At 47.7% G+C, this 23,212-nt stretch carries 21 protein-coding genes and 1 tRNA gene; 3 read left to right on the plus strand and 19 right to left on the minus strand.

What is annotated here, in order from left to right; genetic code table 11:
* Positions 1–31: 31 nt before the first annotated feature.
* The 5 genes from thrS to HV832_RS03965 all read right to left on the minus strand — a co-directional run bounded on the left by thrS (position 32) and on the right by HV832_RS03965 (position 5,791).
* Complete coding sequence (gene thrS, locus HV832_RS03945) at positions 32–1,942, minus strand: threonine--tRNA ligase (RefSeq protein ID WP_176802512.1); 1,911 nt, start codon at positions 1,940–1,942, stop codon at positions 32–34.
* Positions 1,943–2,164: 222 nt separating this feature from the next.
* Positions 2,165–2,241 (minus strand) — tRNA-Val (locus HV832_RS03950).
* Between the two features lie 109 nt (positions 2,242–2,350).
* A complete protein-coding gene (locus tag HV832_RS03955; protein ID WP_176802261.1) occupies positions 2,351–4,588 on the minus strand; it encodes a RelA/SpoT family protein in 2,238 nt (745 codons plus the stop codon).
* Between the two features lie 15 nt (positions 4,589–4,603).
* A complete protein-coding gene (locus HV832_RS03960; protein WP_176802262.1) occupies positions 4,604–4,954 on the minus strand; it encodes a RidA family protein in 351 nt (116 codons plus the stop codon).
* A gap of 24 nt (positions 4,955–4,978) precedes the next feature.
* Positions 4,979–5,791, minus strand: a complete 813-nt coding sequence (locus HV832_RS03965) for an alpha/beta fold hydrolase (protein ID WP_223827132.1) — start codon at positions 5,789–5,791, stop codon at positions 4,979–4,981.
* Positions 5,792–5,984: 193 nt separating this feature from the next.
* Between HV832_RS03965 and HV832_RS03970 the strand changes: the two genes are divergently transcribed.
* Complete coding sequence (locus HV832_RS03970; RefSeq protein ID WP_176802264.1) at positions 5,985–6,779, plus strand: 3-hydroxybutyrate dehydrogenase; 795 nt, start codon at positions 5,985–5,987, stop codon at positions 6,777–6,779.
* A 102-nt stretch (positions 6,780–6,881) separates the two neighbouring features.
* On the opposite strand, the gene HV832_RS03975 is transcribed toward HV832_RS03970, so the two are convergent.
* A complete protein-coding gene (locus HV832_RS03975) occupies positions 6,882–7,523 on the minus strand; it encodes a CoA transferase subunit B (RefSeq protein ID WP_176802265.1) in 642 nt (213 codons plus the stop codon).
* Between the two features lie 18 nt (positions 7,524–7,541).
* Positions 7,542–8,243: a CoA transferase subunit A gene (locus tag HV832_RS03980; protein ID WP_176802266.1), complete on the minus strand. Its 702-nt coding sequence runs from the start codon at positions 8,241–8,243 to the stop codon at positions 7,542–7,544.
* 176 nt (positions 8,244–8,419) lie between these two features.
* On the opposite strand from HV832_RS03980, the gene HV832_RS03985 reads away from it, so the two are divergent.
* Positions 8,420–8,980 carry a PAS and helix-turn-helix domain-containing protein gene (locus tag HV832_RS03985; RefSeq protein ID WP_176802267.1) on the plus strand — a complete coding sequence of 187 codons (561 nt, stop codon included), beginning with the start codon at positions 8,420–8,422 and terminating at the stop codon, positions 8,978–8,980.
* Between the two features lie 26 nt (positions 8,981–9,006).
* On the opposite strand, the gene HV832_RS03990 is transcribed toward HV832_RS03985, so the two are convergent.
* Both HV832_RS03990 and HV832_RS03995 read right to left on the minus strand, forming a co-directional pair.
* The gene (locus tag HV832_RS03990; RefSeq protein ID WP_176802268.1) at positions 9,007–9,456 is read right to left on the minus strand and encodes an acyl-CoA thioesterase; all 450 of its coding nucleotides are present in this window, start codon (positions 9,454–9,456) and stop codon (positions 9,007–9,009) included.
* Positions 9,453–10,229: an SDR family oxidoreductase gene (locus HV832_RS03995; protein ID WP_176802269.1), complete on the minus strand. Its 777-nt coding sequence runs from the start codon at positions 10,227–10,229 to the stop codon at positions 9,453–9,455. The genes HV832_RS03990 and HV832_RS03995 overlap by 4 nt, the downstream gene beginning before the upstream one ends.
* Before the next feature lie 352 nt (positions 10,230–10,581).
* On the opposite strand from HV832_RS03995, the gene HV832_RS04000 reads away from it, so the two are divergent.
* The gene (locus HV832_RS04000; RefSeq protein ID WP_176802513.1) at positions 10,582–12,210 is read left to right on the plus strand and encodes an electron transfer flavoprotein-ubiquinone oxidoreductase; all 1,629 of its coding nucleotides are present in this window, start codon (positions 10,582–10,584) and stop codon (positions 12,208–12,210) included.
* Positions 12,211–12,260: 50 nt separating this feature from the next.
* Here the strand turns inward: HV832_RS04000 and HV832_RS04005 are convergent, their stop codons facing one another.
* From HV832_RS04005 to nuoG, 10 genes are all read right to left on the minus strand, one after another.
* The gene (locus tag HV832_RS04005; protein ID WP_176802270.1) at positions 12,261–12,824 is read right to left on the minus strand and encodes an NUDIX domain-containing protein; all 564 of its coding nucleotides are present in this window, start codon (positions 12,822–12,824) and stop codon (positions 12,261–12,263) included.
* Positions 12,817–13,119, minus strand: a complete 303-nt coding sequence (locus HV832_RS04010; RefSeq protein ID WP_176802271.1) for a DUF2818 family protein — start codon at positions 13,117–13,119, stop codon at positions 12,817–12,819. The genes HV832_RS04005 and HV832_RS04010 overlap by 8 nt, the downstream gene beginning before the upstream one ends.
* Before the next feature lie 21 nt (positions 13,120–13,140).
* Positions 13,141–14,616 (minus strand): NADH-quinone oxidoreductase subunit NuoN, encoded by a 1,476-nt coding sequence (gene nuoN / locus HV832_RS04015; RefSeq protein ID WP_176802272.1) that lies wholly within the window; start codon positions 14,614–14,616, stop codon positions 13,141–13,143.
* Between the two features lie 78 nt (positions 14,617–14,694).
* The gene (locus tag HV832_RS04020) at positions 14,695–16,188 is read right to left on the minus strand and encodes an NADH-quinone oxidoreductase subunit M (protein ID WP_176802273.1); all 1,494 of its coding nucleotides are present in this window, start codon (positions 16,186–16,188) and stop codon (positions 14,695–14,697) included.
* A 26-nt stretch (positions 16,189–16,214) separates the two neighbouring features.
* Positions 16,215–18,266 carry an NADH-quinone oxidoreductase subunit L gene (nuoL, locus tag HV832_RS04025; protein ID WP_176802274.1) on the minus strand — a complete coding sequence of 684 codons (2,052 nt, stop codon included), beginning with the start codon at positions 18,264–18,266 and terminating at the stop codon, positions 16,215–16,217.
* Between the two features lie 79 nt (positions 18,267–18,345).
* Complete coding sequence (gene nuoK / locus HV832_RS04030) at positions 18,346–18,654, minus strand: NADH-quinone oxidoreductase subunit NuoK (protein WP_176802275.1); 309 nt, start codon at positions 18,652–18,654, stop codon at positions 18,346–18,348.
* Position 18,655: 1 nt separating this feature from the next.
* On the minus strand, positions 18,656–19,288 hold the full coding sequence (locus HV832_RS04035; protein WP_176802514.1) for an NADH-quinone oxidoreductase subunit J: 633 nt from the start codon (positions 19,286–19,288) through the stop codon (positions 18,656–18,658).
* A gap of 16 nt (positions 19,289–19,304) precedes the next feature.
* Positions 19,305–19,793 (minus strand): NADH-quinone oxidoreductase subunit NuoI, encoded by a 489-nt coding sequence (gene nuoI / locus HV832_RS04040; protein ID WP_176802276.1) that lies wholly within the window; start codon positions 19,791–19,793, stop codon positions 19,305–19,307.
* Positions 19,794–19,805: 12 nt separating this feature from the next.
* Positions 19,806–20,876 (minus strand): NADH-quinone oxidoreductase subunit NuoH, encoded by a 1,071-nt coding sequence (gene nuoH / locus HV832_RS04045; protein ID WP_176802277.1) that lies wholly within the window; start codon positions 20,874–20,876, stop codon positions 19,806–19,808.
* On the minus strand, positions 20,876–23,182 hold the full coding sequence (gene nuoG, locus HV832_RS04050) for an NADH-quinone oxidoreductase subunit NuoG (RefSeq protein ID WP_176802278.1): 2,307 nt from the start codon (positions 23,180–23,182) through the stop codon (positions 20,876–20,878). Before nuoG ends, nuoH begins: the two co-directional genes overlap by 1 nt.
* Between the last annotated feature and the right edge of the window lie 30 nt (positions 23,183–23,212).

Here is a 23,212-nt window from a genome sequence, read left to right on the forward strand (position 1 = left end):
TTGCCTGAGGAAAGATTGCCGAGCTTATCTGTTAAACCTTAGTTGCAGTCTCGTTTTGCAAACGAGAAATGAAGGTATCCAGAGGCATTACCCCCAGATCCAGATTGCCACGCGTACGCACAGCCACGGTGTTTGCATCCCGCTCTTTATCACCTACGACAATGATATAAGGCATTTTCTGGATTGAATGCTCGCGTATTTTATAGGTTATTTTCTCATTGCGCAAATCAGTATTGACTCTAAACCCTTGTTTCTTCAGGATTTCTGCAACATTTTTTGCATATTCAGCCTGCGACTCAGAGATATTCAGGACTGAAACTTGTACCGGAGACAACCACAAAGGCATCGCTCCGGCAAAATTTTCTATCAAAATACCAATAAAACGTTCCATCGAGCCAACGATCGCACGATGCAACATGACAGGAACCTTGCGACTATTATCATCCGTCACATACTCAGCGCCCAAACGACCGGGCATAAAGAAGTCCACCTGCATGGTTCCGACCTGCCATGGCCGTCCCAAACTATCTTTCAGATGATATTCAATCTTAGGGCCATAGAATGCTCCCTCTCCAGGTAACTCCTCCCAAGACTCCACACCACAAGCACGCAGGCCGGCGCGCAAAGTATCTTCCGCCCTATCCCAGACCTCATCAGTACCAATCCGGTTTTCCGGACGCAGCGCGAGCTTGATCGCGATATTCTCAAAGCCAAAATCTTTATACACTTTCATCGCTTGCGGATGAAATGCAGTTACTTCTGACTGAATCTGCTCTTCGGTACAGAAGATATGACCATCGTCCTGCGTAAAACCGCGCACACGCATGATGCCGTGCAGAGCGCCAGATGGCTCGTTGCGATGACACTGACCGAATTCACCGAAGCGCAGCGGCAGATCACGATAGCTCTTCATACCGGAGTTAAATATTTGCACATGACCGGGGCAATTCATCGGCTTTAGCGCATAAGTACGATTTTCCGATTCAGTGACAAACATATTGTCTTTATAGTTATCCCAGTGACCGGTTTTACCCCACAGGCTGCTGTCCAGAATCTGAGGCCCTTTTACCTCCTGATAGCCGCAATCCTGATAAACCCTGCGCATATACTGCTCAACCTGCTGCCATATCGTCCAACCCTTTGCATGCCAGAACACCAAACCTGGAGCTTCATCCTGAAAATGAAACAGGTCCAACGCTTTGCCTAACTTACGGTGATCACGCTTCTCCGCCTCTTCCAGCATGTGCAGGTATTGCTCCTGATCTTCCTTCTTTGCAAATGCCGTCCCGTAAATCCGCTGCAGCATTTCGTTTTTTGAATCACCGCGCCAATATGCTCCAGCCAGCTTCATCAGCTTAAACACCTTCAACTTCCCAGTCGACGGTACGTGCGGACCGCGGCACAGATCGGTGAAATTACCCTCCGAATACAAGGAAACTTCCTGATCGGCTGGAATGGATTCAATAATCTCAGCCTTGTAAGCCTCACCAACCGACTTAAAGTAAGCAACCGCCTCGTCGCGTGGCAATACCTTACGCACAACCTGCTCATCTTTTTTAGCAAGCTCCAGCATCTTCTTTTCAATAGCCACCAGATCATCCGGGGTAAAGGGACGCTTGTAGGAAAAGTCATAATAAAAACCGTTTTCAATTACAGGACCAATAGTTACCTGCGCTTCTGGAAACAATTCTTTCACGGCGTAAGCCAGCAAGTGCGCAGTCGAATGACGAATCACATCCAGACCATCCGCATCTTTATCAGTCACAATCGCCAGTTCCGCATCTTTTTCAATCAGAAAGGAGGTATCCACCAATTGACCATCCACACGCCCGGCCAGCGCTGCTTTAGCCAGTCCAGCACCAATGCTGGCAGCCACTTGCGCAACCGTGACTGGCGCATCGAATTGACGCTGCGAACCATCAGGAAGTTTTACTGAGACCATGTCACTCTCCAAAGTGGCAGAAATTTGCCGAAAATGTGTAATTGAAAATTTGAAAAAATCTGGACGAAAAAAAAGCACGGCTAGCCGTGCTTTTCTCATTCAATACAGACGAAAAAGATCCCCGACTAGAGTCGCTCCCAAACCATTTTCGTGGTAGTTCGCGGTGTCATAACCAGGATGCCTTTCTCGCTCTTATCTAAGAAGTTGAATACTTCTGAAATTTGGTAGACACGATTGGACTCGAACCAACGACCCCTACCATGTCAAGGTAGTGCTCTAACCAGCTGAGCTACGCGTCTAAAGAAACAAGATTATAGCAGAGGCCTGGATAAAAATGCTAGTACCGGTAACGAACTTTTTGATCACATCAACATCCTGCAGAAAATCGACCTCGTATTTCTGCCAGTCTTATTGCCTCCGGACCTCAACCACCCCACCCACCTCACGAATGACTGACAGCGCTTTTTGCAATTGTGTGGTGCCACCTATTTCCACCGTAAACGACATTTTTGCCTGAGATCTGGCACTTTGCGTATTCACCCCGATGACATTAATTTTCTCTCTTGAAAATACCTCTGAAATATCCCGTAACAACCCCTGCCTGTCTTGTGCCAACACAAAAATATCAACCGGGTAAACAGTATCTTTGCCGTGCTCTCCCCAAGTTGTCTGGATCACACGCTCTGGCGCTTTCGCACGCATTTCTGCGAAATTTTTACAAGATGCCCTATGTATAGAAACGCCTTTACCGCGGGTCACAAAACCAACGATGTTATCAGGTGGCGCGGGTTTGCAGCATCTGGCCAATTGCGTCATCAAACCGTCGGTTCCGACCACCAGAACACCGGACTTTGCTCCCTGAATAACACTGGAAGCCCGGCTTTTATTGGTAATCGCCACCTCATCAGTTTCTTCAGGAACAACGTGGTCGCGCAACACGGCCTCTATCTGCCGCAAACTGAATTCTTCTTTTCCTACTGACAGAAAAAGATCATCCAGCGCAGAAAATCCCAGCTTCCGCGCCAGATCCTCCAGATTGACGGAAGTCTTACCCTCCCGCTGCAACGTTTTTTCTACCAGCACGCGACCAGCAGCCAAAGTTTCCTGCTGATCAATCGCATTGAACCATGCACGGATCTTGCTGCGCGTGCGGGTACTGACCGAATACTCCGGATTAAGCCAGTCCCGGGACGGACCTGTTTGCGCAGATCCAGCTTTCAGAGTAATGATCTCTACTGTCTGACCATTTTTCAATCTGGTATTGAGAGGCACCATCACATGATCCACGCGCGCACCACGGCACCGATGCCCGACATCGGTATGCAATTGATAAGCAAAGTCCACCGGAGTGGCATTGGAAGGTAATTCGATCACTCTTGCTTGCGGAGTTAAAACATAAATTCTGTCATCCAGACTGGCAGACTTCAGTTTTTCCACCCATTCACGCTGCACGGCCTCCTGTTCAACGACTGCATCCGTTACATCGGTTTTCCAGGCCAGCAGCTGCCTCAGCCAGGCAATTTTCTCGTCGTATTCCTGCGCTGTGAAATTAGAGCCACCGCTTTCCTTATATCGCCAGTGCGCCGCAACGCCATACTCAGCAAACTGATGCATCTCCCTGGTACGTATCTGCACCTCGAGCGGACGCCCGTCCTCGACGACGACAACCGTGTGCAGTGACTTATAACCATTCGATTTTGGCCTGGAAATATAGTCATCAAATTCCTTAGGAATCGGAGCCCAGAGATTATGAACAATACCGAGTACGGTATAGCAATCTTTAATATCGTCAACTACGACACGGAAAGCGCGAACATCATATAATTCATCAAAATCAACCGCTTTGCCTTTCATTTTCTTCCAGATACTGAAAATGTGCTTTGGCCGGCCACTGACTTCTGCTTTAACTCCGGCAGCTTTTAACTCTGAATTCAGTAATGCAATCGCATTGACAACAAAACTTTCACGCTCAACCCGCTTTTCTTCAAGCATTTTGGCGATACGCTTATATTGCGCGGGCTCCAGAAAGCGGAAAGATAAATCTTCCAGCTCCCATTTTAATTGCCAGACCCCCAGCCGGTTGGCCAGTGGGGCATATAAATCCATAGTCTCACTGGCATATTGCTGTGCGGCGCCATCCTCTCTTTTGCATTCGGCAAAATAGCGCAAAGTCGTGACCCGCGAGGCAAGGCGAACCAGAACAACCCGCATATCCGTCGCCATCGCAAGTACCATTTTGCGCAAGGTTTCCATTTGCGCTGCTGCTTTTTCCGCAGCATCCTTACTTCTGCCGATATCATGCTGGGTCAAAGCGGCTTCGCGCAACTTCATCAGCCGGCGGATACCACTGACCAGATCACCGATTTCTTTACCGAAACGAACTTCAATCTGCTCAGCCGCCTGCGGACATAATTCCGGTAATTCAAACAACAAACCAGCGATACGGGAATCAACATCAGTACGTAACATCGACAAGGTTGATACCACAGCACGTGCGAATTCCAGCGCATTCTGCTGTGTCACGACGTGACGTTCTGAATAATACGGCGTCACAAATTCCAGGGCAGAAAGCAGACGTTCTTTCTCGGTATCTGACAAGCCTTCCAGCAATTGGGATTCCGATGCGGCAACGGATATAGACACCATAACGATATGTACTCTTTAATTCTGCGCGGCGATAACAACCACTTCAATCAACCAGTCCGGATTAGCCAGACGTGCTTCCACTGTGGCGCGCGGAGGCGTATTTCCCGGAGTCACCCAGGCATCCCAAACCAGATTCATTTCAGCAATCAGACTGATATCACTCAGAAAAATCTGACAGGACAAAATACGTGATTTATGACTGCCGGCCTCTTGCAACAAACGCTCAACATGGTCCAGCACCTCTCGGGTTTGTCCTGTAATTCCCTGGCTGATATCTTCAGGAATCTGCCCGGCCAGATACACCACCCCGTTATGGATCGCTACTTCTGACAAGCGAGCACCCACATGTAATCTTTTAATTTCCATCTCTCTGCCGAACTTTCTATCTATTTATTGATTAAGCAAAAAATCCCGAAGAATTTTGATCTGATCATCATTCACGAATGTTGGTGCATGCCCGACGGCAGGTATTTCGACCAGTTGCGCATGTGGTCCCTGTTGCGTCATTTTATGTGCGGTATCAGCAGAGAGCAGATCTGAATCCGCACCGCGCACCAACAGCGTTCTGCATTTGATTGACTCATAAGCAGCCCACAGAAGATTCTGCCCGGCGACCATCATTTCCGGCGTCGTTGCCCTGAAGGCCTCAGCAAGCGCCAGGTCGTAATGCTTCACCCACTTACCCTGATCATTCTGGCGCAGCACATCCCGTGCCAGCTTATCCCACTGGCTTTCAGTATGACTCCCAAAAGAAGCGGATATCGTACGGATGTATGCGGATGCCTGCTCAAAGGAATCAAACTGTAGTTCTTCACCGATATAGTCACCAATACGTGCCAGCGCATCCACATTCAATGTCGGCCCCACATCGTTGAGAATCAGTTGTCGCACCGGGTTATCTGCCAGAGATGCAATTCCCATACCGATTAATCCTCCCATGGAGGTACCAAGCCAGTCCACCGTTTCTGCATCCGCGCGTGCCAGCAAAGTCACCATGTCGCTGACATATTGTGGCAATTGGTAATGCATGGGATTACGCAATCTTCCCGAAAATCCACGCCCGACGACATCCGGACAAATGACACGATAATGATCCTGCATGACCATTGCAACTGCATCAAAATCATCCGCTACACGCGTCACACCATGCACACAAATCAACACACGCGGATTATCCTCATCTCCCCATTCCTTATAAGACATGAAGTGCAATCCCGAAGGAGATAAGCATTGAACTTGTTTGCGTCTTGGCTGCATCAGGAGTCCTTGTAAGGGGATATTGGGACAGTATTTTTACTACTGGAATAAGCACACATTTTACCGAGCGTTACGCTTAAAATCATTGATATTCGCTTTCTACCGCATGATTTATTCAATAACAAACTCAGGAGTCAGCATGCATGCATCTATTTTGTCCGGAAAAACAGTACTCGTCACGGGCTCGACTTCCGGTATCGGTCTGGGAATCGCCAAGGCATTGGCTGCTCAGGGTGCCAATATCGTTTTCAACGGATTTGGCGACGCTGCCGATATCGCTGCGATCCGACAAACTGTAGAGACTGAATATGCGGTAAAGACGGCTTATCACAACGCAGACATCAGCAAAGCATCGGAAATCGAAGCCATGATGAATTTTGCAGCCACTGAGTTCGGCGGCATCGATATCCTGGTGAATAACGCAGGAATTCAATATGTCGCCAATATTGAAGATTTTCCGACTGAGAAATGGGATGCCATCATCGCTATTAATCTGACCTCTTGCTTCCACACCACCCGTCTGGCTCTACCCTATATGAAATCAAAAAATTGGGGGCGCATCATTAATCTGGCATCCGTGCATGGGCTGGTCGCTTCAGCACAAAAATCAGCCTATGTTGCAGCCAAGCACGGCCTGGTAGGACTGACCAAAACTACTGCGCTTGAAAATGCACAAACAGGCATCACATGCAACGCCATCTGCCCTGGTTGGGTACTGACTCCGCTGGTGCAAAAGCAAGTAGATGCCAGAGCACTCAAGGATGGCCTGACGAACGACGAGGCAAAGAAAGCACTACTGGCGGAAAAACAACCTTCCGGGGATTTCGTCACACCTGAACAGCTGGGGGCTCTGGCGGTATTTTTCTGCAGCGATGCGGCCAGCCAGATTCGCGGTGTTGCATGGAATATGGATGGCGGCTGGGTTGCGCAATAATTCAGATGATGTTAAAAAAAGCCAGCTTAAGCTGGCTTTTTTATCTCCTTGCAAACTGTGTGCCGATCACTTGATTCACTTATTCAGTGCCGACCCAGCAAATTAACTGAATGCGCTGACATCCAGCATAGTACCTGTTTTTACCACGATTTCACCAACAGAAACTCCACCAGCCAGCTCAACCAGCTTTAAACCTTGAGGCGTGACATCAATCACACCAAGATCGGTAATAATCCGATTAACGACACCAACACCGGTCAACGGCAAATCACATTTTTTCAGAATCTTGTGCGCATCACCCTTTGCCACATGCTCCATCAAAACAACCACGCGTCCGACACCTGCCACGAGATCCATGGCGCCCCCCATCCCTTTGACCATCTTACCCGGGATCATCCAGTTAGCAAGATCGCCATGCTCACTCACCTGCATCGCCCCCAGAATTGCCAGATTAATTTTGCCACCCCGTATCATCGCAAACGAATCAGCAGAACTGAAAATGGAAGAACCAGGTAATGTAGTCACTGTCTGTTTGCCGGCATTAATCATGTCAGGATCTACTTCATCCTCGGTCGGAAATGGTCCGATTCCCAGCAAACCATTTTCAGATTGCAGCCAAACCTCCATTCCGGCAGGGACATGGTTCGCTACCATAGTCGGCAAACCAATTCCCAGATTCACATAAAAACCATCCTGCAATTCCTGGGCTGCGCGCGCAGCCATTTCATCACGATTCCAAGCCATGTTTTGTCTCCTGCCAGTTTATTTTGTAGGGCGTGTAGTACGCTGCTCAATGCGCTTTTCCGGATGAGCATTGACAACAATGCGCTGAACGAAAATGCCGGGCGTATGAATCTCATCGGGATCCAATTCACCAGTTTCAACCAATACCTCAACCTCTGCGACAGTAATTTTGCCTGCCATGGCAACATTCGGATTAAAGTTGCGCGCTGTTTTGCGATAAACCAGATTGCCTGCTTTGTCTGCCTTCCATGCTTTCACCAGAGACACGTCTGAAACAAGGGAACGCTCCATCACATAACTATGTCCATCAAATTCACGAATTTCCTTACCTTCAGCAACGATCGTGCCCACACCTGTTTTAGTAAAAAATGCAGGAATACCAGCGCCTCCAGCGCGCAACTTTTCAGCCAAAGTTCCTTGTGGCGTGAATTCCAGTTCCAGCTCACCGGCCAGATACTGGCGCTCAAATTCCTTATTTTCACCAACATAGGAAGAAATCATTTTCCGTATCTGACGCGTACTCAACAATTGCCCCAGTCCGAAGCCATCGACGCCTGCATTATTAGAGATAGCCGTTAATTGCTTTACCCCTGAATCGCGTAAAGCAAGGATCAATGCCTCAGGAATCCCGCATAAACCGAATCCGCCGACTGCAATTGTTTGCCCATCCTGGACAATGCCTGCCAACGCGCTGGCAGCATCTGGAAAAACCTTATTCATTGTTGTCCCCTGTATTCATTTCTGAAGATCGTTAAATCTGTGCAAACTCCGGCACAATCTGCCGTTGAATGTTTATTCTTTAAATAAGCATTCAGCATAAAATGCTGCGCTATACTCCGCAATACCGTAAAACTACCTGAACAAATTGATATAAATTCTCAATCAAAAACAGCGCTATGAATGAAAAACCGACCATTGATTTTGCTAACATTTTTCAACAAGCGCCAATAGGTATGTGTGTTTCTCAGCATCGTATCATTCATGCCTGCAATCACGATCTCGCCAGAATGTTTGGTTACCGGCAAGAAGAATTGATTGGCCAGTCATTTCAGATTCTGTATCCCAGCCATGACGAATTTGAAAGAACCGGTGCTCGCATTACCCCAATCATGAATGCGAAAGGTTATTACTCTGACGAGCGGATTATGAAACGTGCCAATCAAGAGCTATTCTGGTGTCACGTTTCAGGTCGTGGCCTGGCAAAAGACAATCCCCATGCAGCAGGTATCTGGACATTTGAAGACCTGAGTTCCAAACGCTCGGTCACCGCTGAACTGACTCCCAGAGAACGGGAAATTGCAGCTCTGCTGGTCGAAGGCAAGACGAGTAAGCTCATCGCACGCCAGATCAGTTTAAGTCCGAGAACGGTCGAAATGCACCGGGCAAAATTAATGAAAAAATTTGCTGCCTCCACTTCCAGCGAACTGGTGCATAAGCTGCTGGGCATCATGTTGTAACACCACTCTGTTGATGTGTCTGAACATTAGCGCCGGCGCCGCGCCATCGTCTTGAGCTCATTAAACTTCAGCCGGATCGGCTCCGGTAATGGTGTTGACTTTCCAGTCTTTGCATCGACCCACACTACCTTTGCACCACCCTCTGCATACAAAGAATAGCCGTCACCGACTGAACGCATTTCCTGTATGGTTTCAAAGCTGCTGCGCCCCAATGCTGCGATATAAGTGCAGACTTCCACCTGATCCGGGTAAGTTAAGGGTTTTTTAAAAGTGCAATGGGCATTAACAATGACTGCACTGTTTCCCTGTATGTCTGGCGCACATCCCATCATAGTCAGCCACTCAATACGAGCCTGCTCCATGTAACGAAAATAAATGGTGTTATTTACGTGGCTCATCGCATCCATATCCCCCCAGCGAACAGGGATCGTAACGGTGTAAACCAGCTTCTTATCGGCGAACTTCTCCCCGATCATTGCACACTCATTCCATCATCTGCTGCCACAATAGCGCCATTAATAAATCGTGACTCTTCCGCGGCCAGCAGTAACAATAAGCCATCCAGATCTTCCGGTGTACCAACCCGTTTGCGGGGCAACATATCAATCAGTTTCTGACCCTGTTCAGTATCAAAATATTCCTGATTAATTTCAGTTGAAATATAACCAGGGCAAATTGCATTGACATTGATACCGTATTTCCCCCACTCAACTGCCATTGCCTTGGTCATATGAATGACAGCAGCTTTACTCATGCAGTAAATACCAATCTGCGGAAGCACTCGCAAGCCGGCAACTGAAGCGATATTAATGATCCGGTGTTGTTTGCGGACATCGCCCTTATGTCGAGCAATCATACGTTTTGCCGCTTCCTGTGCAACAAAAAATGCCCCACGCTGATTCGTGTCCATCACATAAGCATAGTCATCAGGCGTCACATCTACCAATCGTTGTGTAGTCGAGACACCTGAATTATTGATCAGAATATCAATCGGTCCAGCCTCCGTTTCAGCATGCGCGATTGCAGATTTAATGCTGGAATAATCAGTGACATCCAAAGCAACGACATGCGCAGCACCACCCTCAGCCTCAATCTCTGCACGCAACTCCTTAAGCCTGTCGATCCTTCGCGAAGCCAGTACCACCTGGGCCCCGGCTTGTGCCAGCACTTTGGCAAACCGTGCGCCCAGACCACTCGATGCACCGGTAATCAACGCTACCTTACCCTCAAAGTTAACTTCTATTCCCATCTGTATCTCCGTCAGAATTTAGCTATACGCCCATGTGCTTTAATCATCTAATCCATTATCATGACATAGCGGCAGGATAATGTTGCATTGATTTTTAAACCGAACGAATATTCCAGCTGGAATTCAATCTCTTTGGTCATGCAACAGATGCGTTTAACCGGACGGTCTGCCATAATCCAACCTGAATCTGCCTGTTCAGCAATTGATACCTTCGTCTAATTGGCTGCTTGCACATTGCCAGTTCCACAGATAACATGCTGAAAATAATTTAGCACGTTCGTTCGAAAAATTTCAGAAAGCGATTACAGCCATGACACAAAACATTTTTGAACAGTACGGTCCCCGCGATGCGATGGAATACGATGTCGTTATCGTTGGCGGCGGTCCTGCCGGTCTGTCAGCCGCAATCAAATTAAAACAGATGGCAGCGGAAAAAGGCAACGAAGTCTCTGTCTGCGTTCTGGAAAAAGGCGGCGAACTGGGCGCGCACATTCTTTCCGGGGCAGTTATGGATCCGCAGGCTTTAACGGAATTGTTTCCGAACTGGAAGGAATTAGGTGCTCCGTTAAACACAGAAGTAAAAGAAGACCGTTTTCTTTTCTTAACAGAAACCAAAGCCTACAAAACACCAAACTGGATGTTGCCCGGCTGTTTTCAGAATCACGGTAATTACGTCATCTCGCTCGCCAACGTCGTTCGCTGGCTGGGTCAGCAGGCAGAATCGCTGGGTATCGAGATATTTCCGGGATTTGCTGCCGCAGAAATTCTCTATAACGACGATGGCTCGGTAAAAGGAGTCGCCACCGGCAATATGGGGGTGAATCGTGAAGGGGAACCCGGACCTGCTTTTCAGCTTGGAATGGAATTACATGCCAAATATACCTTGTTTGCAGAAGGTGCCAGAGGCCATCTTGGCAAACAGTTAATCAGTCAATTTGATCTGAACAAAGGCAAAAACCCGCAAACGTACGGTATTGGAATTAAAGAACTATGGGAAATTGATCCGGCCAAGCACCAGCCGGGGCTGGTTATTCATTCCGCAGGGTGGCCGCTTGACAGCAGTACTTATGGCGGCTCTTTCCTCTATCACCTTGAAAATAATCAGGTAGCAGTCGGTTATGTTGTCGGACTTTCGTACGAAAACCCGTACCTATCCCCTTATGAAGAATTTCAGCGCTATAAAACGCATCCTGAAATCAGAAAATTTTTCGAAGGCGGCAAGCGAATTGCTTATGGAGCGCGTGCCATTACTGCCGGCGGCTTGCAATCCTTACCCAAACTCACTTTCCCTGGTGGAGCCTTAATTGGATGCGATGCCGGCTTTCTGAATGCCAGCCGCATTAAAGGCAGCCACGCAGCAATTAAGACTGGCATGCTGGCAGCAACAGCCGTCTTTAATGCATTGGGTGAAAACCGTCAGCACGATGAAGTCACTGCATACAGTACAGCTTTTGAAGCATCATGGTTACACGACGAATTGCACCGTGCCCGCAACTTTAAACCGTGGATGAGTAAAGGTCTGTATTTTGGTTCTCTGATGGTTGGAATTGATCAGATAGTTTTTGGTGGAAAAGCACCATGGACGCTAAAGCATACCCATGCTGATCATGAATGTCTGCGGCCTGCCTCAGAATTTCAACCGATCGTCTATCCGAAGCCTGATGGAAAATTGACATTTGACCGGCTATCTTCAGTATTTATTTCAAATACAAATCATGCTGAAGACCAGCCGATTCATCTGACCTTAAAAAATGCCAATACGCCGGTGGCAATTAATCTGGCGAAGTATGCAGGCCCTGAGTCTCGTTATTGTCCAGCCGGTGTATATGAGTTTATAAAAACTGACGATGGTCAGGATAAGTTGCAAATCAATGCACAAAACTGCGTGCATTGCAAAACCTGCGACATCAAAGACCCGACTCAAAACATCATCTGGGTAACACCTGAAGGTGGCGGCGGACCAAACTATCCCAATATGTAAATGCAAAAAAAGCCGCTGATATCAGCGGCTTTTTTAGTCTTGTACTTGTTTTACCAGATTGAACTCAAAATTTTCTCCAGCCAGAATATTCCGATCACCGTTTTCACATCAGTGATTGTTCCATCCCGTACCCACTGCATCAATTCAGCATGAGATGCACTAAAAGTTTCGAGAAATTCCTCATCATCCAGTGTCGCCGTTCCTTGTGTCAATTCTTCAGCAATATAAATTTCAAGATGTTCGTCTGAATATGCTATGGCATTATGAATTGTGCACAGATGGCGCCATTGAGCCGCACTATATCCTGTTTCTTCTTTCAGTTCTCGTTGTGCGCAGATTAAGGGATCTTCACCGGGATCAATTTTTCCGGCTGGAAACTCAATAAATACACGATTCAGTGGGTAGCGGAATTGCCGCTCCATCAAAACGGTTCCATCGGATAACAAGGGAATAACAACGACAGCTCCAGGGTGCCTGATGAATTCTCTTGATGCCTTTTTGCCATCAGGTAAGGTAATAATATCTTTCTGAATATGCAGAAAGTCGCCTTCGTACACCAGTTCACCATGAATTTTCGTTTCTCGTAAATGACGATCTGATAAAAGGTCAGCCATGTCTTTTTCTCAGATAACGAAATACAAATCCTGGAAATGCCAGAACCAAAAACAAGCACAATGTTATGGCATAAAATTCCCAGCCTTGCTGAAATCTATTTCCGGCATTTCTTTCTAATAACATCCCAATGCCACCAACGACAAAATAAAGTATCAGTAACTCTAAAGCCCGGCACCATAACGGTTTACTAAAAGAAAAACGCTGTACCGCAATGATTGCGAAACAGCGTTCGTTCATAAATGGTGTATTGGCAGCTAACACTGCCAATATCACTATTAACCAAATTGAAGTCATGCTACTCAAAAAATTTAAGCCTCAGGATGCCAGCGTTTTAACAATTGCTTTTAAACATATGTTCATCAGACCGCCTGGCATCAAGCCCAACAATAGTACCGCTGCACCATTCAGACTCAATACGATACGTACATCCGCACTTGGATTAATGACGGCATTATCCACAGCTTCATCAAAGTACATCAGTTTTACAACGCGCAGATAATAGAAAGTACCGATCAGAGAAAACAAAACTGCAACAACAGCCAGCCAGATTTGACCAGTTGCGACGACAGCTTGCAATACGGATAATTTGGCATAAAAGCCCATCATTGGAGGAATACCTGCCAATGAGAACATGAGCAGCAGCATCACAAACGCAAACCAAGGGGAACGCTTATTCAGTCCTTTCAAGTCTTCCAGATTTTCAGCTTCAAACCCGGAACGCGCCATCAGCATAATGACGCCAAAAGTTCCCAGCGTCGTTAAAACATAGGTAATGCTGTAAAACATTGCAGAACTATATGCGTCTGCGGCAAAGCTGACATTGCCCTGAGCCACACCGGACAACATTCCCAGTAACATAAAACCCATCTGGGAAATTGTTGAATACGCCAGCATACGCTTCAGATTCGTCTGTGCAATTGCCGTCAGATTACCGATTGCCATCGAAAGAACGGCCAGTACGACCAGCATTTGCTGCCAGTCCACAGCCTGAGGAAATAAACCTTCAACCAATAAGCGGAAAGTAATCGCAAACGCCGCTAATTTGGGTGCACCACCTAATAACAGAGTCACAGCCGTTGGAGACCCCTGATACACATCGGGAACCCACATGTGGAACGGCACAACACCGAGTTTAAATGCCAGACCAGCCACCAAAAATACGATGCCAAACACCAGAATAGTTTTATTCGCGGCAGGAGAGGACGCGACTTTGGCAACTTCTGCCAATTCCAATGACCCTGTCGCACCATACAACATAGAGATACCGTACAACATAAACCCGGATGCCAATGCACCGAGAATGAAATACTTCATCGCGGCCTCTGTAGACACCGTATGATCACGGCGCAATGCAACCAATGCATATAATGCTAAAGACATTAACTCCAGTCCGAGGTAAATGATCAGGAAATTATTTCCCGAAATCATAACCATCTGACCTAATAAAGAGAACAAGGCAAGAACGTAAAATTCTCCGCCCAACTTACCATTGCTCATGCCACGATCAGTAACATATTGCCGGGAATAAACCAGTGTCATACCTACCGCAAGATAAGAGAATAACTTGAGAACCATCGACATCGGATCAGACACGAACATATTATGACTGACATATGCGGAAGTCCCCTCACTAGCCGTCACAACGGTCAATACCCCAGAAATACCTAATGTAATGATAGTCAGCACATAGGTCAGATTGCGTTTACTGTCTGCAATAAACATGTCGACCAGCAAGATGACACAGGTTGCCAGCAGCAAAAATATTTCAGGATAAAGTGGTGTGAAGTTCATATTATTCAGTTTACTAGCATTGATCTGCTGTTGCGCTATTCGATAAAAATGAGCAACGGTCTGCTTTCATTTGTTAAATCAGAGCGGTAACTTTGATGTTGCCACGTGTTTCAGAAGATCTGTTACAGACACTTGCATTGCGTCGGTAAATGGTGCCGGATATAAGCCCATCGCAATCACGGCAATTGCCAAAATACCTAACATAAAGAACTCACGTTTGTTGATATCACTCAAATGTGCGACATGATCATTTGAAATTTTCCCAAACACAACCCGCTTAACCATCCACAACGAATATGCCGCGCCAAAAATCAAAGCTGTTGCAGCAAGCATTCCTATCCAGAAGTTGAATTTTACAGCACCCAGAATCACCATAAATTCACCGACAAAACCTGATGTCGCAGGAAGCCCGCAGTTCGCCATCGAAAACAAAACGAATAAGGCTGCAAATTTAGGCATCTTGTTTACAACGCCACCATAATCAGCAATCTGACGGGAATGAACGCGGTCATACAAAACACCGATACACAAGAACATGGCGCCAGAGATAAAGCCGTGAGAAATCATCTGTACGATTGCACCCTGCACTGACATATCGTTAAACATGAAGAAACCGAGCGTCACGAACCCCATGTGTGCGATGGAAGAGTAAGCAACCAGCTTTTTCATATCTGTCTGGACCAATGCAACAAGCCCAATATAGATAACGGCAATCAACGACAAGGTAATAATAAAACCACCCATGTAATGGCTTGCATCAGGTGCAATCGGCAATGAGAAACGGAGAAAACCATAAGCACCGAGCTTCAGCATAATGGCCGCCAGCACCACCGAGCCGCCGGTTGGCGCCTCAACGTGCGCATCTGGTAACCATGTATGCACAGGCCACATTGGCACCTTCACAGCAAAAGCCATCAGGAACGCACAGAAAATCATAATCTGTGTTGAGAGTGGCAGCGGGAGCTTATGCCAGGTGAGGATATCGAAAGAGTGCCCCGACTTCAGATACAGATAAATAATAGCCACCAAGGTCAGTAATGATCCGAGCAAGGTGTACAGGAAAAATTTAAACGCAGCATAGACGCGATTTGGACCACCCCAGATACCTACAATAATATACATAGGTATCAATGTTGCCTCAAAGAAAACATAGAACAACATACCATCCGTTGCACAGAACACCCCGATCATGAGCCCGGAAAGAATCAGAAATGCGCCCATATATTGGGCAACTTGTCTTTCAATGACTTCCCACGCGGCGATCACAACGATGACAGTAATGAATGCAGTCAGAGGAACCAGCCAGAGAGAGATGCCGTCAATGCCGAGTGCATAAAAAATATTAAATTTTTCAATCCACTCATGCTTCTCAACAAACTGCATGCCATGCGCAGCATTATCAAAATTCAGAATTAAAGGGATAGTTACCAGAAAACTGGCTAATGAGCCAATTAATGAAACTCCGCGCACCAAGCCAGGATTACTGTCTCGACCAAAGGCTAATACAAAGATACCAAACGCGATCGGACACCAAATCGCCAGGCTGAGTAAAGAGGAGGTTGACTGCATCATGATTATATTTTTATGGCCGAGGTCACTTATTTAGCAAAAGGGAAAGGCATGAAATACACAAGAAATGCCAGCACACCCAAAATCATTACGAAAGCATAGTGATAGATATAACCGCTTTGGAACAAACGAATTGCACGGGAGAACCAGGCTACCACTGTGGCGCTTCCATTCACAATCAATCCATCAATCAGCCCCTTATCACCAACATTCCATAAGCCAGTACCGAGCACGCGCGCGCCACCAGCAAAGACGATTTCATTAAAACGGTCCATGTAATACTTATTGTCCAGCACGTTGTAGATAATGCCGACATTTTTCTTGATCGCAGCCGGAATCGCCGGTTTGACCATGTAGAACACGTAAGAAATTACCACACCCGCCAGAGCCAGCCAGAACGGCAACGACGTCAGCGCATGGATTGCCATCGGTACGGCGCCGTGGAATTCTTCTTTCAGTGCTTCCATCGCATGATGTGTTTCATCGACAAAAATCACGCCTTTGAAGAAGTTGCCAAACAACATTGGCTCAATCGCAAAGAAACCGATAATCACCGAAGGAATCGCCAGCAGGATCAGCGGCAGAGTCACGACCAGCGGAGACTCGTGCGGTTTTTGTCCCGGCGCCAGACCGTGATGGCCATGGTCGCCTTCTTCGTCGTCATGGTGATCGTGATGGTCGTGATGAGCATGAGCTTTACCGAAACGCTCTTCGCCGTGGAACACCAGGAAGTACATGCGGAAGGAGTAGAAAGCCGTTACGAACACACCGGCCAGCACGGCGAATTTAGCGAAGCCGGCGCCTGCCAGATGGCTTTCCATCACAGCTTCAATGATGCTGTCTTTCGAATAGAAACCGGAGAAGAAAGGCGTGCCAATCAGTGCCAGCGAACCGAGCAAGGAAGTGATCCAGGTAATCGGCATATATTTACGCAGGCCACCCATATTGCGAATATCCTGATCGTGGTGCATGCCGATAATAACGGAGCCGGCCGCCAGGAACAGCAAGGCTTTGAAGAAAGCATGCGTCATCAGGTGGAACACAGCAACGGAGTAAGCGGAGGCACCGAGCGCAACAGTCATGTAACCGAGCTGCGACAGCGTCGAATACGCCACCACGCGTTTGATGTCGTTCTGGATGATGCCGAGGAAGCCCATGAACAGTGCGGTAATCGCACCGATGACCATGATGAAGGACAAGGCGGTATCGGATAATTCAAACAGCGGCGACATACGGGATACCATGAAGATACCGGCAGTCACCATGGTCGCCGCGTGAATCAGCGCGGAGATCGGGGTCGGGCCTTCCATCGAATCAGGCAGCCACACGTGCAACGGGAACTGCGCAGATTTACCCATCGCGCCGATGAACAGACAGATACAGGCTACGGTGATCAGCATCCAGTCGGTACCCGGGAACATCAGTTTCGCCAGCTCTTCTTTTTTCGCGAAGACTTCCATGTAGTTCATGGAACCGGCATATGCTAACAACAGACCTATGCCCAGAATGAAACCGAAGTCGCCAACGCGGTTGACTAGAAAGGCTTTCATGTTGGCGTAGATGGCCGTCGGTCTGGTGTACCAGAAACCGATCAGCAGATAAGACACCAGGCCGACCGCTTCCCAACCGAAGAACAGTTGCAGGAAGTTGTTGCTCATGACTAGCATCAGCATGGAGAAAGTGAACAGCGAAATATATGAGAAGAAGCGGTTGTAGCCCTCGTCTTCTTCCATGTAGCCAATCGTATAAATGTGCACCATCAGCGAAACGAAAGTTACCACGCACATCATCATGGCAGTCAGATTATCGACCAAAAAACCAACTTCCAGTTTTAAACCAGCCACCTGCATCCATTGATACAAGGTAGCGTTATATGCCGGGGTACCATCCTTAAGTGCCATTAAGGTCATGAAAGAAATCACAAAAGCAATCAATACGCCAAGTATGGTTGCAGTGTGTGAGACTTTTCGCCCGACGACGTTACCAAAAAACCGAGTGCCTAACAAGCCTGCAATGGCAGATCCTGCCAATGGAGCCAGAGGTACTGCCAATAATAGTTGTGGGTTAAGTTGCCCCGCCATGATGACCCTTTTTAGCTTATTACTTTTTCTACATCACCAGCAATACACAGGCTGACAATTTGTCATCAGCCTGCCGATTTTATCCTTTGAGTGTGTCCAGATCCTCGACATTGATCGTATCGAGATTACGGAACAACACAACCAGAATCGCCAGACCAATCGCGGACTCAGCAGCAGCAACAGTCAGAATAAAAAATACGAAAATCTGTCCTGCTGCATCGCCCAGATAGTGGGAAAATGCGATGAAATTCATATTCACAGCTAATAGCATTAATTCGATTGCCATCAGCAGCACAATAATGTTCTTACGATTCAGGAAAATACCTACGATAGAAATCGCGAATAAAATCGCCCCTAAAATCAGGTAATGTGTCAATGTCAACGCCATATCAGCTCTCCTGCTTGTCTGCTGCTACGATTGAGTTACGCGCAGACTCAGCCTTCATGTTCACGATACGGATACGATCCGTGCTTTTCACTTTCACTGCTTGAGCGGGATCAATATATTTACTGTCTTTACGTTTCCGTAATGTCAGCGCCACTGCAGCGACAATTGCGAGTAGCAAAATTGCAGCAGCAACTTCAAATGCCAGTTGATAGTGAGTAAAAATGACGATACCGAGATTTTTAGTGTTACCGATTGTCTCGGCTGACGCAGGGATATGATTTTCCGGACGTAAAAAACCTTTCCACAATACAGCAGACATTTCAAGAACAATCACCACGCCTACAGTCGCGGCCAACGGAAAGTGGCTCCAGAAACCTGCACGGAGTTTATCCAGATTAATATCGAGCATCATCACAACGAACAGGAACAGCACCATGACTGCACCAACGTAGACCAACACCAGTACGATGGCCAGGAATTCAGCTTTCAACAATAACCAGATTCCCGCAGCAGTAAAAAATGACAAAACCAGAAATAAAGCAGCATGAACGGGGTTGCGCGCTGTAATCACCTGAGTAGCAGCAAGCACGAGAATTGCTGAGAAAACATAAAATAATACGGTGGTAAATTCCATATCGAAATCGTTCCAATTAGCGGTAAGCGGCATCAGCAGCACGTGCTGCTGCGATTTGAGGCTCGTAGCGATCACCAACGGCCAGTAACATTTCTTTTGTAAAGTACAAATCGCCTCGTTTCTCACCATGATATTCAAGCACATGTGTTTCAACGATCGAATCGACCGGGCATGACTCTTCACAAAAACCGCAGAAAATACACTTGGTCAAATCAATGTCATAACGCGTAGTGCGGCGTGTGCCATCTGAACGCTGATCAGACTCAATCGTAATTGCCATAGCCGGGCAAACTGCTTCACATAATTTGCAAGCTATACAACGCTCTTCGCCATTTGGATAGCGACGCAATGCATGCAACCCCCGGAAACGCGGAGACTGTGGTGTCTTCTCTTCGGGGAACTGGACAGTAATTTTGCGTGCGAACATATAGCGACCAGTCAGCGCCAGTCCTTTCAGCAGTTCACGCAGCATCAAGCTGCCAAAAAAATCCTTAATCGCTTCCATTTTTTCAGCCTTTTACTTCCAGATATTCCACGAGGTTTGCATCCAAGCAGCCACAATCACCAGATACACCAAAGTCAGAGGGATAAACACTTTCCAGCCGAGACGCATGATCTGATCATAACGGTAGCGTGGGAAAGATGCACGTGCCCAGATGAACAGCGATACCACGAAAAAGGTTTTCACGCCCAGCCAGATCCAGCCCGGAATCCAGTTGAAAATAATGGAATTCAGCGGAGCAGACCAGCCCCCCAAGAACATCAGCGATGCCATCGCGGAGATCAGGATCATGTTCGCGTATTCGGCGAGGAAGAACATCGCAAACGACATACCGGAATATTCCACCATGTGACCGGCAACGATTTCAGATTCACCTTCGACCACGTCGAAAGGATGGCGATTCGTTTCAGCGATACCGGAGATCACATAAACGACGAACATCGGTAGCAACGGCAACCAGTTCCAAGAGAACAGATTCAAGCCGTGGCTGGCAGCAAAACCTTTAGTCTGCGCATTGACAATATCAGTCAAGTTCAGACTGCCGGATACCATCAGCACGATCACCAGCACGAAGCCCATCGCGATTTCATACGAAACCATTTGCGCCGAAGCACGCATCGCTCCGAGAAATGCGTATTTAGAATTGGATGCCCAGCCCGCAATAATGATGCCGTATACTTCCATTGAAGTGATCGCCATGATCAACAGCAATCCGGCATTAACGTTAGCCAAGACAGTTTCCGGGCCGAACGGAACAACCGACCAAGCTGCTAATGCCGGCATGATCGTCATAATCGGCGCCAGAATAAATAAGACTTTATTTGCTTTAGCTGGTACTACAATTTCTTTCAACAGCAACTTCAACGCATCAGCAATTGGTTGCAGCAATCCGGCAGGGCCAACGCGATTCGGGCCGAGGCGGATATGCATCCAGCCAATCATCTTGCGTTCCCATAAGGTCAGATAGGCGACGCACCCCATCACAGGCAAAGTAATGCAGACAATCTTGATCAGGGTCCATACCAATGGCCAGAAATAACCAAGATATTGCTGACCTAAAGTGTTAATAGTGAGCAGCAAATTCATTACGCACGCTCCACAGTAATCGCACCAAACATACCATCGAGACTGCTGGTCAATTGATGGCCGGCAGCAACACGAACGACGTTTTCTGGCAAGGTTTGATCAATCCCGACATGCAGTAAAATCGAGCCGCCTTTACTGACTTTCACCATATCACCAGCAGCGACACCGATTTTCTGTGCATATTGTGTGCTGATCCATGCCTGCGGAGTACGGGCATCAGCGGTTTTTTGCAGAGATTCGGCGCGGCGCACGATTGCATCAGTCGCATAGATTGAGACATCAGCAACGCGCTCTAAACTGTTTGTCGCCTGTGCAGCCAAAGCGGGTTGCAAGTTACAGAAGTTATTCAGCACGGCGCTGATATCGAGTTTACCCAGAACCTCGTCACGCACGGCTTCAGAAGTCTCGAAGTCAAAATTTTCTAGCCCCAGCAAATTGCCAAGAACGCGCAACACTTTCCATGCTGGACGAGTATCTCCCAAAGGCTTGACTACGCCATAGAAGCTTTGCGCCCGGCCTTCGCAATTTACAAAAGTACCGGAAGTTTCAGTGAATGGTGAAACCGGCAGCAATACATCAGCGTATTCCGTGCCATGCCTGAACGGCGACATCACAACGACCATATCTGCTTGTGCCAAGGCTGCTTGTGCTTGCACAGGATAAGCGGATTCAAGCGCAGGCTCCGCATGTAAAACGATGTAAGCTTTTTTCGCCTCGGAAAACATCGGTTTTGCATCTTTGGATGGAAACGCATTCGCAAGATAACCGCCAACCGAATTCGCAGCCTCAGTCAGATAACCGAATTTCGCTTCTGTTGCATTCGCAATCCATTCGGCAACTGCATGCAGTTTCGATGCCTCAGGGTGGTATGAGGCGGTGTTACCAAGGAATACGCCTGCTTTACCTGCGATCATGCCCTCAGCAATCGCTGTCGCTGCAGCGCTTGCCTGAACGGCTTCCATGCCAGCAGGCACTGCGAGTTCTTTTTTAGCTGCAACTGCGACTGCCACTTCTGCGAGGAAACTCAGCCATTGAGCAGGAGCGAGGATAGACTTATTCGCCAGAGGAATCAGCAGATCATCATCCGTTGCATTCAAAATGCTCAGTTTAGTGCCCAACTTGACCGACTGACGCAGGCGCGCAGCCAGTAAAGGATGGTCTTTACGGAGAAAAGACCCGATGATGAACACATTTTTTAATTGAGCGAATTCTGCAATCGATGTGCCCAGCCATGGTTTAACCTGGCCATCAAGCGCAAAATCGGACTGGCGCAAGCGGAAATCAACGCAGTCAGAACCAAGTCCACGGACGACGCGTTGCAGCAATGTGAGCTCTTCCAGAGTTGCGCTTGGCGCTGCCACACCTGCCACTGCATTTGCACCGTGCTCATGGCGAATATTACGCAAACCATGCGCTACGTATTCGAGCGCTGTTTGCCAATCAGTTTCCTGCCACTGTCCGCCCTGTTTGATCATCGGCTTGGTCAGACGCTGCTCGCTGTTCAGCCCTTCGTAGGAAAAACGATCTTTGTCCGACAACCAGCATTCGTTGACCTCTTCATTTTCCAGGGGAACCACGCGCATGACTTTATTGTTCTTGACCTGAACGATCAGGTTGGAACCGAGACCGTCGTGGGCACTGACCGATTTACGACGTGACAACTCCCAGGTACGTGCAGAGTAGCGGAATGGCTTGGAAGTCAGCGCACCGACCGGGCACAGATCGATCATATTGCCGGACAGTTCGGAATCGACGGTTTTACCAACGAAAGAAGTAATTTCAGAGTGCTCACCACGGTTGAGCATACCAAGTTCCATCACACCAGCAATTTCCTGGCCGAAGCGAACGCAGCGTGTGCAATGGATACAACGGCTCATCTCCTCCATCGAGACCAGCGGGCCGACATCTTTATGGAATACGACACGCTTTTCTTCCTGATAACGGGATGTGGTGCCACCGTAGCCGACCGCCAGATCCTGCAATTGGCATTCACCACCCTGATCGCAAATCGGACAATCCAGCGGATGATTAATCAGCAAAAATTCCATCACTGCTTTTTGCGCCTTGACAGCCTTGTCGCTAGAGGAACGGACAATCATGCCAGGCGTCACCGGAGTAGCGCAGGCGGGCAATGGTTTCGGCGCTTTCTCAACCTCAACCAAGCACATGCGACAGTTAGCCGCAATGGATAATTTTTTGTGGTAGCAAAAATGAGGGATGTAAGTGCCAAGCTTATTGGCAGCATCCATCACCATACTGCCCTCTTGGACTTCGACTTTTTTGCCGTCTATTTCGATTTCAACCATGGTCTACTCTGAGTGTGCTAACCGAAGCTG

Source organism: Cognatundibacterium oligocarboniphilum (genome assembly GCF_013377855.1).
Lineage (GTDB): Bacteria > Pseudomonadota > Gammaproteobacteria > Burkholderiales > Burkholderiaceae_D > Undibacterium > Undibacterium oligocarboniphilum.

Coding starts and splice junctions, on each gene's coding strand:
- nuoN (WP_176802272.1), bottom strand. CDS start 14,616: ATGAACTTCACACCACTTTATCCTGAAATATTTTTGCTGCTGGCAACC.
- HV832_RS03995 (WP_176802269.1), bottom strand. CDS start 10,229: ATGGGAATAGAAGTTAACTTTGAGGGTAAGGTAGCGTTGATTACCGGT.
- nuoL (WP_176802274.1), bottom strand. CDS start 18,266: ATGGCGGGGCAACTTAACCCACAACTATTATTGGCAGTACCTCTGGCT.
- HV832_RS04010 (WP_176802271.1), bottom strand. CDS start 13,119: ATGACTTCAATTTGGTTAATAGTGATATTGGCAGTGTTAGCTGCCAAT.
- HV832_RS04000 (WP_176802513.1), top strand. CDS start 10,582: ATGGAATACGATGTCGTTATCGTTGGCGGCGGTCCTGCCGGTCTGTCA.
- thrS (WP_176802512.1), bottom strand. CDS start 1,942: ATGGTCTCAGTAAAACTTCCTGATGGTTCGCAGCGTCAATTCGATGCG.
- HV832_RS03990 (WP_176802268.1), bottom strand. CDS start 9,456: ATGATCGGGGAGAAGTTCGCCGATAAGAAGCTGGTTTACACCGTTACG.
- nuoK (WP_176802275.1), bottom strand. CDS start 18,654: ATGGCGTTGACATTGACACATTACCTGATTTTAGGGGCGATTTTATTC.
- HV832_RS03965 (WP_223827132.1), bottom strand. CDS start 5,791: ATGTCTTATAAGGAATGGGGAGATGAGGATAATCCGCGTGTGTTGATT.
- HV832_RS04005 (WP_176802270.1), bottom strand. CDS start 12,824: ATGGCTGACCTTTTATCAGATCGTCATTTACGAGAAACGAAAATTCAT.
- HV832_RS03960 (WP_176802262.1), bottom strand. CDS start 4,954: ATGGAAATTAAAAGATTACATGTGGGTGCTCGCTTGTCAGAAGTAGCG.
- HV832_RS03985 (WP_176802267.1), top strand. CDS start 8,420: ATGAATGAAAAACCGACCATTGATTTTGCTAACATTTTTCAACAAGCG.
- nuoG (WP_176802278.1), bottom strand. CDS start 23,182: ATGGTTGAAATCGAAATAGACGGCAAAAAAGTCGAAGTCCAAGAGGGC.
- HV832_RS03955 (WP_176802261.1), bottom strand. CDS start 4,588: ATGGTGTCTATATCCGTTGCCGCATCGGAATCCCAATTGCTGGAAGGC.
- HV832_RS03980 (WP_176802266.1), bottom strand. CDS start 8,243: ATGAATAAGGTTTTTCCAGATGCTGCCAGCGCGTTGGCAGGCATTGTC.
- HV832_RS04035 (WP_176802514.1), bottom strand. CDS start 19,288: ATGGAATTTACCACCGTATTATTTTATGTTTTCTCAGCAATTCTCGTG.
- HV832_RS03970 (WP_176802264.1), top strand. CDS start 5,985: ATGCATGCATCTATTTTGTCCGGAAAAACAGTACTCGTCACGGGCTCG.
- HV832_RS04020 (WP_176802273.1), bottom strand. CDS start 16,188: ATGATGCAGTCAACCTCCTCTTTACTCAGCCTGGCGATTTGGTGTCCG.
- HV832_RS03975 (WP_176802265.1), bottom strand. CDS start 7,523: ATGGCTTGGAATCGTGATGAAATGGCTGCGCGCGCAGCCCAGGAATTG.
- nuoI (WP_176802276.1), bottom strand. CDS start 19,793: ATGGAAGCGATTAAGGATTTTTTTGGCAGCTTGATGCTGCGTGAACTG.
- nuoH (WP_176802277.1), bottom strand. CDS start 20,876: ATGAATTTGCTGCTCACTATTAACACTTTAGGTCAGCAATATCTTGGT.